Origin of the sequence: Streptomyces sp. NPDC051217, from assembly GCF_044455465.1 — a bacterium.
Taxonomy (GTDB): Bacteria; Actinomycetota; Actinomycetes; order Streptomycetales; family Streptomycetaceae; genus Streptomyces.
Map to the genome: position 1 here is coordinate 241758 of NZ_JBITEV010000004.1, position 15320 is coordinate 257077.

General features: G+C 65.5%; 12 protein-coding genes. All 12 read right to left on the bottom strand.

Features of this window, described 5'->3' with window-relative positions; genetic code table 11:
• Nucleotides 1–4 precede the first annotated feature (4 nt).
• Complete coding sequence (locus ACIBBB_RS12390; protein WP_398980989.1) at nt 5–1216, bottom strand: hypothetical protein; 1212 nt, start codon at nt 1214–1216, stop codon at nt 5–7.
• Entirely contained in the window at nt 1213–1761 is a 549-nt protein-coding gene (locus tag ACIBBB_RS12395; protein ID WP_398980990.1) for a nucleoside 2-deoxyribosyltransferase, read from the bottom strand. Before ACIBBB_RS12395 ends, ACIBBB_RS12390 begins: the two co-directional genes overlap by 4 nt.
• Nucleotides 1758–2537, bottom strand: a complete 780-nt coding sequence (locus ACIBBB_RS12400; RefSeq protein ID WP_398980991.1) for a class I SAM-dependent methyltransferase — start codon at nt 2535–2537, stop codon at nt 1758–1760. Before ACIBBB_RS12400 ends, ACIBBB_RS12395 begins: the two co-directional genes overlap by 4 nt.
• A 7-nt stretch (nt 2538–2544) precedes the next feature.
• The gene (locus tag ACIBBB_RS12405; RefSeq protein ID WP_398980992.1) at nt 2545–4032 is read right to left on the bottom strand and encodes a glycosyltransferase family 4 protein; all 1488 of its coding nucleotides are present in this window, start codon (nt 4030–4032) and stop codon (nt 2545–2547) included.
• 40 nt (nt 4033–4072) lie between these two features.
• Nucleotides 4073–5500, bottom strand: a complete 1428-nt coding sequence (locus ACIBBB_RS12410; protein ID WP_398980993.1) for a GNAT family N-acetyltransferase — start codon at nt 5498–5500, stop codon at nt 4073–4075.
• Between the two features lie 26 nt (nt 5501–5526).
• Nucleotides 5527–6300, bottom strand: a complete 774-nt coding sequence (locus tag ACIBBB_RS12415; RefSeq protein ID WP_398980994.1) for a sugar phosphate nucleotidyltransferase — start codon at nt 6298–6300, stop codon at nt 5527–5529.
• A gap of 74 nt (nt 6301–6374) precedes the next feature.
• The gene (locus ACIBBB_RS12420; RefSeq protein ID WP_398980995.1) at nt 6375–7346 is read right to left on the bottom strand and encodes a Gfo/Idh/MocA family protein; all 972 of its coding nucleotides are present in this window, start codon (nt 7344–7346) and stop codon (nt 6375–6377) included.
• Nucleotides 7343–8650 carry an NDP-hexose 2,3-dehydratase family protein gene (locus tag ACIBBB_RS12425; protein WP_398980996.1) on the bottom strand — a complete coding sequence of 436 codons (1308 nt, stop codon included), beginning with the start codon at nt 8648–8650 and terminating at the stop codon, nt 7343–7345. Before ACIBBB_RS12425 ends, ACIBBB_RS12420 begins: the two co-directional genes overlap by 4 nt.
• 44 nt (nt 8651–8694) lie before the next feature.
• Nucleotides 8695–9780 carry a DegT/DnrJ/EryC1/StrS family aminotransferase gene (locus ACIBBB_RS12430; RefSeq protein ID WP_398980997.1) on the bottom strand — a complete coding sequence of 362 codons (1086 nt, stop codon included), beginning with the start codon at nt 9778–9780 and terminating at the stop codon, nt 8695–8697.
• A gap of 603 nt (nt 9781–10383) precedes the next feature.
• On the bottom strand, nt 10384–11454 hold the full coding sequence (locus ACIBBB_RS12435; protein WP_398980998.1) for a dTDP-glucose 4,6-dehydratase: 1071 nt from the start codon (nt 11452–11454) through the stop codon (nt 10384–10386).
• A gap of 24 nt (nt 11455–11478) precedes the next feature.
• Nucleotides 11479–13794 carry an amino acid adenylation domain-containing protein gene (locus tag ACIBBB_RS12440; protein ID WP_398980999.1) on the bottom strand — a complete coding sequence of 772 codons (2316 nt, stop codon included), beginning with the start codon at nt 13792–13794 and terminating at the stop codon, nt 11479–11481.
• Between the two features lie 113 nt (nt 13795–13907).
• Nucleotides 13908–15299 (bottom strand): serine hydroxymethyltransferase, encoded by a 1392-nt coding sequence (gene glyA / locus ACIBBB_RS12445; RefSeq protein ID WP_398981000.1) that lies wholly within the window; start codon nt 15297–15299, stop codon nt 13908–13910.
• Between the last annotated feature and the right edge of the window lie 21 nt (nt 15300–15320).

Here is a 15320-nt window from a genome sequence, read left to right on the forward strand (position 1 = left end):
CCCGTCAAGCCCTGGCCACGGCGCCGGCGGTGTCGAGCACGACCTCCGCCGCCACTTTCGCGCCGTCCGTCCCCACCTTCTCCACCAGGCCGGTCCAGGTGTCGAGGGGAAGCGCCAGGCATCGCGGAATCAGCTTCTCCAACTGTGCCCGGACGGACAGGCGTGTGGTCTCCCGCCGTCGGCGGAGCCCGTCCGCGATCGCCGCATAGACGTAGTCGTTCCCGGCCGCTTCCGTCTCCCGCGCCTTCCGCGTGACCGCCTCTTCGTCGACGACATCGGTGGGCCACCGCACGCCGGTATCCGCACCGGTCGCGATCCGGTGGATCTCGGCCTGCACGAATCCGGACACGTTCTGCGGTGGCAGCCGGATCAACGGCGTCCCGCAGGAACTCGCTTCCAACAGGCTCATCAATCCCGGCTGGCTGAGGCACAGCGCGCTTTCCGCGATACGGGTGCGGTACTCGGCGCGGGTCAGCGGACCGAGACGGAACTCCGCGCGTCCCAGATACGGCGCGACGACGGCGTCCAGGGCCGCGCGAGGAGTGTTGCCGGCGATCAGGACGCTGGTGAATCCGGCTTCGACCAGAGCCTCGACGGCGCCCGGAAGCACCAGCGCCGGATAGGTGATGGTGTCCCGCGCGGTGAGACCCAGCATTCCGCCGAGAGTGATGATCGCCCGCCGATTCCCCTCCGCGTACCCATGGCTGTCCCGCACCGCGTCCGGGGGCCGCGACGGAACGACCGCGCCGATCCATGTCAGGTTGTGGATGTTCCGCATCCAGCCGAGGGTCTCGGGGGAGAGCCCGGGGAGCCGCAGGGCGAGATATCGACTCACCTCCAGCGGGGGCACGGCCAGGTCGGCCCCGTGCCAGAGGAAAGGCATGAGGTCGACGAAGACAGTTCTCACACCCGCTGCCTCGAACGCGCGGGCGGCGAATCCCTCCAGCGTGACGAGCGCCACATCCAAGACATTGTCGGCGGCGGCTCGTGTCAGCGAGTCGTAGTCCGACCCGTCGAACTCACACCACTCGTCGACCACGTTGTCCATCAGGGAGCGCCCGTACTCGCTCCCGAAGGCGACGACCCGGCACTCCCCGGACACGGTCCGTCTGATCTCACTGATGATGGTCTCCAGCGCGGCGTGCGGCCCCCAGCCGAAGTTCACGCCCAGAACGCCGATCCGAAGACCTCCCGAGGCCGGGCTCGATGCGGTCACGTTCCCCCTCCCAGCGAGCGGAACTTCAATGCGCGCTCCAGCTGGGCGCTTTCCCAGAGGCGATCCGACATCCGATGTCTCGCGCCCAGATCGAGCGCCGCGGAACAGGCCTTCTCAAGAACCGCCCGGCTGCCCAATTCCCCTTCGATCACTTCCAGTTCGAGCAGGGTGCCCATTCCTCTGATCATGGATGAGAGGGACGTGAAGGAAGAGGTGACAAGGACGGTGGGCCGGCGGACCGAGGCCGCGTAACCCAGCTCGAACGCCACTCCGGCCGAGGGCTCGTCACCGACGAGCGCGCAGAGGGAATCGGCCGCGTGCAACGCGCGGAGATCGTCCCGCATGCAGTCCTCGGGCGGCAGTCCCGCGGCGCCCCAGGCCTCGTTGACATGGGAGCTGAAGACCGACGCGCCCAGCTCGGAGAGCCGCGTGTGGTAGCTCAGGATCTCGGTCTTCTTCTCCGGCAGGAACGCGTCGTCGCGCATATAATTCCCGAAAGGTGCCGCAAGGAACACCTTCGGACCGGGGGCGAGGGAAATGCTCACGCGCTGACCGCCTTCGCTACGATACTGCCGCCGAATCGGCCCCGTTCTCTCCCTGTCGTATAGTCCCGGAAGCCGAGGAACGTCATCGTGAGTCCGGACTCCCTGAGCAGCCCGGCCACTTCGGACGGACTGAAGAGATGGACAGAGGTCCGCAACACCTCGTCGCCATTCCTGTACGCCGTGGTGAAATCCCCTCCGCCGGGCAGTACGCGATCCCTGGCCAGATTGCGGATGACCCTGAGCCGGCCGTAACTGACGGCGTTGTAGCGGTTGTTGACATCGAAGACAAACGAACCGCCAGGTTTCAGCAGGGTCCTGACCTGCTTCAGTCCCGTCATCAGTTGTGTCCTCGGGACATGGCCCAAGACGTTCGACAGACAGGTCACCAGATCGAACTTCGCCCCGTCGGACTTCGTCTCATCAGATGTCGACGAAAGGGCGGCCGGCAGCTGGGGCGCCGCGAGAGGAATCGCCAGCACCTCGGCGCTGGGACAGTTCTTCCGCGCGAGAGCGGCCATCTCGGGGCTCTCGTCGATGGCGACGACCCGAGCGGGACGGATATCCGTGACGATGCGCTGGAGACGTTCACCGGTACCGGTACCGACGTCCAGCAACGCGAGACCTTCCCGGTCTCCCGCGGCCTCGGCCAACACTCTCTCGACGGCTCGGAAGTATCCGGCATGCCGTTCGAGATAAGAAGAGTAGCCGCGTGAATACGCGTCGTAGAACCGCTTCGACGTGACCGGGGTGGCCGGTGGCGTGGAACCCTTCGACATGCGTCTCCTAGTTTCGGATGTATCCGAGGCAGCTTTCGATGTCGAAGCGGCCCCAGTCCGCGGCGTGCTCCAAGCCGGCGGCAACGGTGTCCTTGGGCATCTCTTCGGTGGCCCGCAGCACGAACTCGCACACCTTTCGCAGCTGCTCGACCGGCACACCGCTGGACCAGGCGAGGTAGTAGAAGGCATTCGCCCCCCGGCCGAGCGCGCGGAACTCCGCATCCGCTGTGGACAGCACCAGTTCCTCGATCGCCTGCGGCGCGCGCCATGGGCACTCCAGCGTGGGGCTCCTCCCCGCGGCGAGGGAGAACTCCTCCCACAGAGCCGCCGTGATCATGTCCCAGGGTGAGAATTCCCGTGGCCGATATGCCGTGACGAGATCCGCGTAGACCGCGGTGTACTCCGATGCCAGCGCACGCGTCGACAGACGTTCCGACAGCGGTCGTGCCGCCGCGATCAGCCGCTCCCTGGCGTCCGGGTCGAACCACAGTGTCCGGATCGCTTGCGCGATCATCGGGCCGTCCGGTGCGTCCACGTACAGCGCGCCCGCCTCGCCTCCGAGGTACTCACCGATACCGCCGGCCCGGGTGGCGATCACCGGACAACCGGCGGCCTGGGCCTCGACATTGACCAGGCCACCCCCCTCGGATTTCGAGGCCACGACGGTGGCGAACGCGCCCTTCAGCAAGGAGGCGGCCTCCTCGATCGGAACCTCGCCGATGAAATGGACCCGTGATGTGAGGCCGAGCCGCTCGACCTGGGCCTCAAGCGCGGACCGCTCGCTGCCGTCCCCGGCCACGACCAGGTGGAGATCCGGGATCTCGTCCCGGAGCAGACCCACGGCCTCGACCGTCCGGTCCACGGACTTCGCGGGCTCCAGGCGGCGCAGCGACAGCACATAGGGCCCCAGGGAGGCCGCCTTCGCGTGCGGGACCGCCCCGCTGAAAAGGTCATGGTCGATACCCACGTAGAGCGTCGACACCGGGGACCTCTCCCCGACCAGCAGTTCGGTCTGCCTGGCGAGATCGTCGGACGCCGCGTTGAGCAGGTCCGCCCGCCGCATGGCGGGGAGGACGAAGTCCCGCCCCGTCAGCCAGACAAGCCGTGGGTCGGGATCGACCACATCGGGGATGTCGTAGCCGCCGACGGTCTGGATGACCGGTACGCGCCACAGACAGGCAAGCAGCTCCGCGATCATCGGAAGCGGCCGGCGCAGACCGACGACGTGGATGACGTCAGGCTTCCGCACGCGTCCGACGAATTCTTTGAGCTCCGCCGACAATTCTCTGAAGTCGGAGGGGAGCACCGAGTTGGGGACCCGGTGGATGCGGACTCCGTTACGTACCTCTTGCTTCGGGGTGGTGTCGGGAACGTGCCGAGTCAGTACGTCCACGTGGTGCCCCTGTGCGACCAGCACGCCCCCGAGCTGGTCGATAGGATCCTGAGCGCCCCCGGTGATCGGATGGTAGACGCTGCATACGAAGAGAATGTTCACCGGCTTCGACTCCTCATCCGGCCGATCGGCCTTTCCGGACTCAGCGGTTGGCCTTGTACCTCTTCCCTTTCACCCCGTGAACTTCCTCCACCGGGAATCGGTCGATGTTGACAGCCAGCTTCTTGTCCGCCGCCTCGATGAGATCGAAATCGCAGTATCTCGCCAGCCGGATCAGATAGTTGAGAATGTCCGCCGCCTCGAACGACAGCTTGGTCCTGAATTCCCTGTCCGTGCGCAGCAGTTCCACGATCTCGGGCTCGCTGAGCCACTGGAGCTCGGCCAGCAGCTCGCCGGCCTCGCCGCCGACCGCCATCGCGAGGCTGCGCGCCTCCTCGAGCTGGTCCCAGCCCCGATCGCGGACGAAGGTGAGGAAGCGCTCGGTGTACGCCTTCAACCGGTCGGAGTTGCGGCCCAGATGAGTGGTCTCGTCAGCGAGCCAGCCCCACTGGGCGGCCACCTTTCCCGCGGAGTACGCCTCCGGGAGCAGACCCTCCAGCGTCCACATCTCACTCTGGAAGGCCGTCACCACCGCCGGATCCACATGCTGGTGCGTATACAGCTTGTGAGTACGCCCCCGGGCCCAGGACTGCGCGAATCTGAGCGTCTCCCGCAGCGCGCTCTCCGATGTCGCGCTCAGGGGCATCAGCTTGACCGCCCCACCCTTCTTGGGACCGAACGCGACGACGGAGCTCAGTACATCGGACTCGTATCCGAGATAGATCTCCTTGTACTTGGACTCCACCTCCTGGGAGCGCCGCCGCTCGTGCCCCGCGACCAGTGCGCGGACGAAGTCCTCATCCATGCCGTCGACGAAGGCATCCATTCGGGAGGCCAGGAATCCTTGGAGGTGTTCGTACTTCGAGGACGAATATTCCTCGAACTTCAGAAGCTCCCGTCCGGTTGTGTCGGAATCTCCTCCGTCGACGGTGTAGTAGATCGCGTGCTCGACAACGCCGGGACGGTACTGGCTGTTCGACTGCGAACCGCAGGTCCAGCCGCGGTTCAAGTAGAAAGTCTCGATCCAGGAACTCGGCTCGGCGACGGTGCCGTAGAGCTGTCGGACGCCGCGGGCTTTCGCGACCTCGACGGACTTCGCCAGCAACGCCGATCCGGCGCCGTTGGAGCCCCGGAAGTCGGGGTTGACGATGAGAGGGCTGATCTTCATCGTTCCCTGGCGCTTCTCGGCGATATTCATCACGCCGACCACCTCGCCTCCCGCCTCGGCCACATAGACATGCTGTGTCTTCGAGAAGTGGCCTACGGGGTCCTTGCCGCCGCCGAGGTGTGCGTCGAGGATTCTGTCGGCCTGCGCGATGTGGTCACCGTCGTAGTTCCTTCTGAGTGAGCCGTGCAGCAGCCCCTGAATTGTCGCGCGATCCGCTTCCGTGGCGTCCCGGATGACAATGGGATCGAGAATAGGATCGAGCGTGTCTGAGGACGTTCCTGCGTTCTCCTGCTGGAGAGTCAATTCTTTCTCCTGATGTATGGCGGAAATTACGCGAGCAGTCGCCGGCGAGCGACCGCGGCATCAACCAGACGGTCGGGTGTCCCCATGTCGAACCACCCGGCTTCCGCGGGCACCGTCACCGCGGTAAGGCCCCCGGCATGGATGTACGACTCGAGCAGAGACGTCATCTCCAACTCACCCCGGTTTGACGGGACGATCGATTCCAGCCTCGTCCATACCGAGTCGTCGAAGGAGTAGAGACCCGTACACACCTGGCTGCTCCCGTGTACCTCCGCCTTCTCCTGAACACGGACGACTCTCCCGCTCGCGGTACTCTCCACGATCCCGAAGTCCTTCGGGTCGGGGTGTTCGATAACCGCGACAACAGCGGCGCACCCCGTCGCGTCGGCCGGCCTGAGTATTTCCCGTGACCAGGTCGAGCCGGACACATAGAGCGCGTCACCGAGCGAAACGACGATCCGCTCGTATCCCTCGGGTTCCAGATAGTCCCTGGCGCAGGCGATCGCGCCCGCGATGCCGTTCGGTTCCTTCTGGACAACCGTCCGGATGTCGATCTCCGAGTATCCCAGCCAGGCGGGAATGGTTTGGAAAATCTCTTCGTCCGCGGCATTGCAGACGATGACCAGAGTATCGACGCTGCACTCTCTCATCACGTCCATGGAGAATGCGATCGCCGGCCTGTCGTAGACCGGAAGCAGATGTTTGTTGACCACGCGGGTGGCCGGAAACAGTCGTGAACCGGTGCCCCCCACCAGAACGATTCCGGCGACTCCTTCTTTCGCAGGTTTCGTCGTCCCCATTGCATACCGCCTTCCGGCCCTCATCAGGCCGTGGTCGATCCTTGGTCCAGAGATATGGGTGTGCGCGGGAATGCCTAAATTATGGTTTCCAGCGCGGCGACTCGGCGCAGAATGGCCGGGAAGTCGACCAGGCCCGCCGTCGTCGGATCCCGCAGGTGCGTCATTCCCGCGGAGAGGCACGCTCGCGTGGCGTTGGCCGGCTCGCAGGTCTCGACGATTCGCGGCTCGGCCTGGCCCGGTCTTCTTTCGGCAACTCGGCCCGGAGCGTCCAGCGGCGGTGAGAAGGCGCGGAGCAGCTCCGTACGGCGGTGAGGATCCTCGACGACAACGCTGTTGGTGTAGCCCTCACCGATGGCCCATGACCCGGTGTAGGTAAAGATTCGCCCGTCGATCCGGCGACTCGTCCTCGCCGCACCGCCGTCGGAGTCGGAGTCCGCGTCCAGGTCCGGGTCCGCTGACGACACCTTGCCGATGTCGAGGTCTTCGGCCACGGCACCGAGCCTCACCAGCGCGTCGACGCAGTACGTACCCAGATCCGCGGCCGCCCCTCCGTGCCGGGGGTGGCGACGGAAGTCCGCCGGGTCTCGTTGGGGGATGCGGAACACCGCCGACACGGCCACCTGGTCGGTCCACTCCTCGTCACGCACCCGTGCGACGAACTCGGTCCAACTGGGGTGGTGCGGATAGGAGAGGCACTCGAAAACCGTGCGGTCGACGGCCCGCGCCAGTTGGTCCAGCCCTCGGGTCTCGGCGGCCGTCAGACAGACCGGCTTCTCCACCAGAACGTGCTTTCCGGCGGCCAACACCGCGCGGCAGTCGTCGAAGTGACGGCCCGTCGCGCTGGAGACATAGACAGTCTCGATGTTCCGATTCGCCAGCACGGTCGCGCGGTCCGCGATCCGGATCCGCTCCGGTCCCTCGGCGGAACGGGCCTCGCGCGGGTGATCGGTGCCCAGGATGAGGGGATCGTCCGAGCGGTTGATTTCCCGAAGCAGGGGAGCGACCCGCCGGCCCAGGTATTCGGAGTTCCCGATCGCCGCGATCATGGTTTCAGGGTTCCGATCGTGATGAGGCCCTTGATCATCGTCAGACAGGTGCGGAGCTCGACGCTGAGCCGGTCACCGCGCTGATCCAGCTCCTCGATCTCCTTGAGCGAGATCCACCCGTCGGCCGGCTCCTCATCGACGCCGTCGGTGAGCAGGCCCAACTGGTAGGTGGCGAGGGCGCCGCGGAACCGTCCGCCTTCCTCGGCGTGCACCGCGGAGTGGATTTCATGGCAGCGGACGAGACCAGACGACTCGGCGATCATCGATCGCCGCCGGGCCGCCGTCGCGTAGTCGGAGATGTCGCCTCGCAGGAACCGCGGCTCAAGACTGGGCCCGCGGACCGATCCGATCCGCACTCTCTCCGCGACGAGCACATCGAGGCCGTCGTGACCGGGCCGGATCAACAGCGTGCACTGACCCATGCCGACCGGTGCCAGCAGCGGCTGGTCCCAGGACGCGACTTCACGGCCCTGCCCCTCGACACGGCAGCCCACGATGGCGAAGAACCGGCGTTGGCTGTGCTCGATGCTGTCCGCGACCTGCCACCGCGACAACCGACTCAGCGGTACGACCTCCGGATCCGACCCCCCAGGGTCCGGTACCACTCCGCTCGGATGCGGTCCTGTCGTCACCGGGCCGAGGCCGTGCGGGGACGCGGTGGCCTCCAGGGGCCACATCGACAGGACCGACCGCAGATCCATATTGAGCAGACGACTCTCCAGCGCCGCCGCCAGGAGAACCGCCATCGGCACCCAGTGACTCTCCGGGACGGTCCGGCCGACGTCGACGGCGTCGTCCGCGTCGAGCAGGATGATGCGGTTGCGGTTGACCTTCCCGAGGAACCAGGACTCCTGCTCGCGCTGCAACGCGTCGGCCAGTGTGGGTACTTCGTCGGACAGGGCCAGATCGACGGCAGGCACGCGCGTACCGCCGTGGGCGGCTTCGTAGTTGCTCCGGGTGGCCTGGACGGTGGGTGCGACCTCGATCCCGTCCGGGGTGCCCGGCTCGAACTTGAACGTGACCAGTCCGCGGAACTCGCCGTCGAACCGCGTGACGAACAGACACAGCACGCCGACTTCGCGTTGCTCGATGAGCGGCTGTTCGAAGGGGTGATTCGCGTCCGACAGATCTCGTGCGCCGACGACCCGGAAGAACCGGCCGGTCCGGTGGGCGAGGACCCCCTCCTCCGTCATCGACCAGCCCCGGAGGTCGGTCAGCGGAATGGGGAGAGCGTGTGCGGTGAGTGAATTACGCCGGCGATGGCACTCCGCGCGTAACTCCGGAACGGATTCAATCGTCTGCATGGTGGATTCCCGAATCTCACGGATCGTCCCTGGCGCGCCAGCATTCATGCCACACATTCGCGTAACCGGTCACAGACGTAGTCGATCTCGTCGAGACTGATCAGCGGATGTATGGGAAGGCAGATGACGTCTTGGGCGAAGCGCTCGGCGACGGGAGTGGGACGCGTAGCGCCGATCGGGAATGCGCCCAGCGGCCTGAAGTAGATTTCGGACTCGATTCCGGCGGCATCGAGTTCCTTCCTCACCCGTTCTCGATCCTTGACCAGGATCGGTACGGCGAAACCTCCGGAGCGGTCGGAATCACCGGCTTCCCGTACGAGTTCCACCGGCGAACCGGCCAGGCGTTCCCGGTATCGAATCAGGTTCGACCGGCGCTTTCGGAGGTTCTCCCGCAGGCCCTCCAACTGGGCCAGCCCGACAGCCGCCGCGATATCGCCCATGTTGTACTTGAAGCCGAGCTCGGGGATGTCGTAGGGATTTCCCCAGGATCGGGCGCTCATATCGATTCCGAGTCTGCGCAGGCGCTTCGCCCGCTCCGCGGAGGCGGCATCGGGAAAGGTGACGCATCCCCCTTCACCGATGGCGAGCGCCTTCGTCGCGTGGAACGAGTAGGCCTGGATGTTCGGCGACTCACTCATCGGGCGGCCCTGCCACACCGAACCGATGGCGTGGGCGCAGTCCTCGATGACCGTCACCCCGTACGTGTGGGAGATCTCGTTCAGCCCGGCCAGGTCGCAGGGGATCCCCGCGTAGTGGACGGCGATGATGGCGCTGACGTCCGGCTCCGTGTCCAGGATGTCCCGAACCGAGCCCACGTCGATGTTGCCCGTGGCGCGTTCGATGTCGGCGAGAATCACACGGCACTGGTGCTGGAGTGCGACGGCCGCCGTCGACACGAACGTATTGGCGGGAACGACCACCGCGCTGCCCTTCGGCACATCGGCCACGACCAGCGCGAGATGCAGGGCGGCGGTGCCCGAATTGACCGCGACCGGGTTCTTTCCGATCAAGTCCGGGACGGCCAGCTCTTGTTCGAACTGTCTTGTGACGGGTCCGAGGCCGATCCAGCCGGACTCGATAACCTGTCGGAGACGTATCAGCGAGGACGGTTCCACCTGCGGTCGGTACATCTTGACTTCGTTCCTCGGTGGAACCGACTGCATTTTCACTCGTCCCCTTCACCGCTGCTGTGGAGGTACTTCGTTCAAAATTGCAGTACTAGCGCACACGCCTACATACCCATCGGATCGCTGGGTCGGTGAATTACGCCCGGTCGCCCCGGGGTGGTCGTGAGCACACTCTATCCCGCCCGTGATAAAACGTAAAGGTTTGGGCAAGCACCACTGCTCCAAATCCCTTGTGACCTGCGGCTGTTCGGCTTCCTGAGCCGAGAGTCCGCCCGTATCGCACCGCACGTCATACGCCTGACCCACGCGTATGAAGAGCGAGTTGCGGGCATGACGGAGGGGCCTGAAGCCGCACGGCTCCCAAGGGCGCCGGGAGCGCGGAACTACAGGCGGATAAAGCCGGGTTGAAGCGTTGCCGGGCGAGGGACGCCGACTGGTAATGCCTGCCCGCTACTCGATCTTCCGTAAACCTCCACCGTGTTCGCCACGCCGGCCCTTTGGCCGAAAGTCCGGCCTCCCGGAGCGGGATTGCCGAACATCGGATCGAGTCGGGCGACTCAATTCGTCGCGAACGCGGCAGCCATGCCCTTGGCCCGGTCCGGTGTGTCAGGACGCGCTCCCGGCGGCGCGTACCCTGTCCCAGTCGAAGCCGAGTTCGCCCCTCTCCTCGATGATCCGCTCCCACCAGTCGCGATGCTCCACGTACCACGCGACCGTCTCGGCCATACCGGCGTCGAAGTCGTGCACCGGCCGCCAGCCCAGCTCTGATTCGATCTTCTCCGGACTGATCAGATACCTGCGGTCGTGGTTCGGCCGGTCCGGAATGTGCTCGATCCACTCCGACGGGTCCAGGTCGAGCATCGTGACGACGCGGCCCGCCATGTCCAGATTGCCGACCTCACAGCGAGCCGAGATGTCGAAGATCGGCAGCAGCTTCGGCTCCGTGGCCGCCCGCGCCGGAATCGGTCCCAGGTCGGCATGGAGCACCAGGTGCACCGCCGCGCAGTGATCGGCCACGTGCAGCCAGTCGCGGCTGTGCGACCCGTCGCCGTACACCGGTACTTTCCGACCACGCAGGAGGTTGGTCACCGCCAGCGGAATCAGCTTCTCCGGCAACTGGTAGGGACCGTAGTTGTTGGCGCAGTGGGTCATCCGGATGTTCAGCTCCGGATAGGTCTGCATGTAGGCGCGGACGATCTGATCGCCGGCGGCCTTCGCCGCGCTGTACGGCGTCTTCGCGTTCAGCGGGGACCCCTCGGTGAACCACTTGTCCCCGGAGGCCAGTTCGCCGTACACCTCGATCGTCGACACATGGACGTGGGACCGGACCGGCACCTGTCGGCTGCACTCGGCCATGACCTGCGCCCCCAGTGCGTTCGATCGCATGAACGCGCTCGGTTCCAGGATCGCGCGGTCGTTGTGCGACTCCGCCGCGAAGTTCACGACGAAGTCCGGACGGTATCGGCGGTAGATCGCCTCCATGGTCTTCAAGTCGGCGATGTCGGCCTTCTCGAACACGATGCGGTCGGACACGGGTGCCAGGTTGGGGTAGTTACCGGCGAATCCCAGATAGTCCACCGCGATCACTTCGACATCCGGCGACTCCCACTCCAGCACGTGGTGCACATAGTTGGCGCCGATGAAACCCGCGGCGCCGGTCACGAGATAGACGGCCATGGCTACTCCGGAGGTCGGGCGACTCTAGGACGAAGAACTCGGACACTCGCCGTAGACGGCGGTCAGATGGCCCACGAGAGCGCTCGCCGTCGGATGCTCGTAGATGTCCGACAGCCGCAGCCGTCGGTCGATCCGGACCATGCCTCTGATGGCCTTCATGGAGTCCCCGCCATGCTCGAAGAAGTTGTCGTGGCCCTCCAGGTGGTCAACACCCAGGACGTCCAGCCACGCGTCGATGACCAGGCGATACCATTTCCCGTCATTCGCCGGTCCGCCCGGTCCGCCCGGTTCGGCCGCTTCACGCGGGGCGGGGATGCCTTCCTCCGTCGGTGAACTCAACGCGAGACGGTCCACCTTGCCGTTTCCGTTCAGGGGCAGCGAATCAACGATCTCGATGGAAGAGGGGATCATGTGCTTCGGAAGCCGTGCGTGCAGCGAATCGAAGATCGACGCGTAGTCCGGCGTCCCGGCACGTTCGGCGGTCACGTACGCCGCCAGCGACGTATGACCGTTCGGAGCGACCCGGGACACCACCACCGCACGCCTGACGCCCGGGTGAGCGGCGATCGTGGACTCGATCTCCCCCAGTTCCACTCTCATCCCGTTGATCTTCACCTGGAAGTCCTTTCGCCCGAGGATCTCGATCAGACCGTCGGGCGAGAGCCGCGCGATGTCGCCCGTACGGTACAGACGCTGCGCGGGATGCTCGCCGTAAGACCATTGGACGAATCTCTCGCCCGTCTCCCGGGGGCGGTCGAGGTAGCCCCGGGCCAGGCCAACTCCCCCCAGATAGAGCTCTCCTGCGACATCGATCGGCACAGGCATCATCCGATCGTCGAGAACGAACGTCCGTTGATTGGCGAGGGGCCAACCGTAGGGAAGGTGTCCGCCGCTCCATTCCATGGATTCTTCCGACTCGAAGGCGGTCGAATGAATCGAAGCTTCTGTCGCACCACCCAGGGCTACGAATCTGAGCCCGGGAGCGACCTTCCGGAAGCGTGCCGGCATCGTCGCGGGCACCCAGTCTCCGCCGGTCAGAGAGAGCTTCAGGGGGAGAGGCCGGGCGTCGCCGGTGATCTCGACGAAATCCAGGAACAGCTCCATCAGCGGAGGTGCCGAGTTCCATACGGTGACGTCGTGCCGGACAACCAGATCCAGCCAGGAGTCCGGATGGTAGCCGGACTCCTGATCGGGGATGACCACCGTGCCGCCGGCGATGGTGAGACCGAGAAACTCGTACACCGACATGTCGAAACTCGGTGAGGACAGCGCGAGAACCGAATCACCGGGTCCCACCCCGTATCTCGCGTTGAGATCGGCGATGTTGTTGAGCACGCCACGGTGGCACAGAGCGATCGGTTTCGGGGATCCGGTGGAACCCGACGTATGGATCACATAGCAGAGACTGTCCGGGCGGACCTCGGTGACGGGATTCTCGGAGGGGGGATCCGGCCGACTCCACACCTCGTCGACCACCAGATGGTGAGGTACCTGTGCGGGAGGGGTCTGTTCGAGGGCCCGACCGCTGATCAGAACCTGGCAGTTGGTGCCGAGGAGCATCCGCGCGAGGCGGTCCCGGGGGTACCGCGGATCCAGTGGGACGTACGCCCCGCCGGCCTTCAGGACGGCCAGGACCGCGATCAGGAGGCCGGCTGCCTTCTCCAGATGGATGCCGACCCTGATGTCCGGCCCGACTCCGAGACCGATCAGGCGATGGGCCAGTTCGTTCGCCCGCCGGTTCACCTTGTCGAACGACCACGAGTCCTCACCTGAGACGGCGGCCAGGGCGTCGGGGTTCTTCGCGGCCTGCGCCTCGAACGCCTGATGGAGGCAGATGTCGTCCGTCAGACGAGTCTCGGTCTCGTTCCAGGCGCGGAGCATGGTGTCGGCCTCCGCGGCCGTGAGGATGGTCAACCGCGAGACAGGAGCGTCCGGAGCTTCCGACATCTGATCCAGCAGAACCTTGAAGTGGCCCGTGATCCGGTCGACGGAAGCGTCCTCGAATCTGACGGCGTCGAAGCTGAGGGTCATCCCCGACGAGGCCATGTCCGCGTACAGGACCAGTTCATACGGGGTCTCGGTGCCCGCACCGCCGGAATCGCCGGCGAGCGAGAGGGCGAAGGCTCCGTGTGCGCGGTCCGGGAGCGGTGAGGTGTCCACGCTCTCGATGAGATCGACGGTGCTCGAATCATCGGTCATTCCGACGGAGATTCTGTACGGGCCGTCGAGCCTGTCGATGGAGACCCGGTCGAGGGCGGTGTAGCGGTGGACGAGCGCCGCCAGCGCCACCGCCAGAACCGATTCGTGCGGCGCTTCTTCGAGCGAGGCCGGAAGCTCCATGTCGAGGCGCCGTTTCAGGCGATCGCCCGGTCGTGCTCGGTTCGGTACCGGACGACTTCCCAGTGCCGAAGACAGGGGACAGGAATCCAACTGGGACGAGGAATCGGAGAAAATCACGTCCTGGGTAACCCTTCCGACGGGGAAGTCTCCTCATAGGTGAACCGAAGCGGAAAGCGTTCACAGAGAACACTTACCCGGTCGCGCGCGGAGTCGCGGAGCGACGCCTTCAGTTCGTAATGAGTGGCATCCTTCAATTCGATGCCGGACAACACTTCGTGCACGATGCCCGCGCATTCACGGACCTCGAAAGTTCCCATTCCACGCTGCGCGACGATATTGGTACCGAAACGCAGGCCGCCGCCTACCGCGGGCGGAAAGGAGTCTCCAGGTATCTTGTTTCTGTTGACCAGGATGTCGCATTCTTCGAGTGCGCGCTCGGCCACGATTCCGGTGAGTCCCGCGGTCCTGACGTCCACCAGAACCATGTGGTTGTCGGTGCCGCCGGTCAGGACCTCGTACCCCAGTGTGAGGAGTTCGTCGGACAGCGCCTTCGCGTTGTCCACGACCCGTTTCATCGTCGCTCGGAAGCCGCCGCTCGACGCGATCGCCAGTGCGCGTGCCTTGGCCGCGATCGAGGACGGATCCGGGGTGCCCTGGAACCCCGGGAACACGGCGCGCTGCATCAGCCGCCACAACTCTGTCCGACCGTCCGGGGATGTCCGGCGGTGGTCCTTGCCGAGCAGGATCAGGCCGCCCCTGGGGCCGGCGAGCTGTTTGTAGGTGCTGGTCGTCGTGATGTGGGCGTAGTCGATCGGACTCGGATGCAGCCCCGCCGCGACGAGTCCCGCGATATGAGAGACATCGGCCAGGAGATAGGCGCCGACACGGTCAGCGACGGTCCTGAACTGGGCGAAATCGATCCATCGGGGGTATGCGCTGGCTCCCGCGATGATCACGTCCGGTCTGTGTTCCAGTGCCCGGCCGAGGACCGTGTCGTAGTCGAGAGTTCCGTCGGCCTCGACGCCGTAGTTGGCCACGTCGTAGTACCTGCCGCTGACCGATGCGCTCGCGCCATGAGTGAGATGGCCGCCCGAGTCGAGGTCCAGTGCGAGAATTCTGCCGCCGCGGGGGAGTAGCGCCGCCAGCACCGCCAGATTGGCGGATGAGCAGGAGTGCGGCTGAACATTCGCGTATCGGGCGCCGAAAACTTTCTTCGCACGTTCGACGGCGAGCGTCTCGATCTCGTCGAAGTTCGCGGCGCCCGGATGATATCGAGCCCCGGGATAGCCTTCCGCGGTCACGTTCGACAGGGCCGTGCCATTCGCACAGAGGACGGAGGGAGCGGCGACGCTCGCCGAGGCGACCATCGACAGGGTCGTCGTCTGATAACGCGCTTCGGCGTCCAGCAGCGCCCGGAGATCCGGATCGTTTCTGGTGAGTGCATCCCAGCCGGCTTCGGCGATGGACCTGGTCGTCGGATCCAGTATTTGCTCGGATTCAAGCACAGGGGATTCCCTTGGATGCGG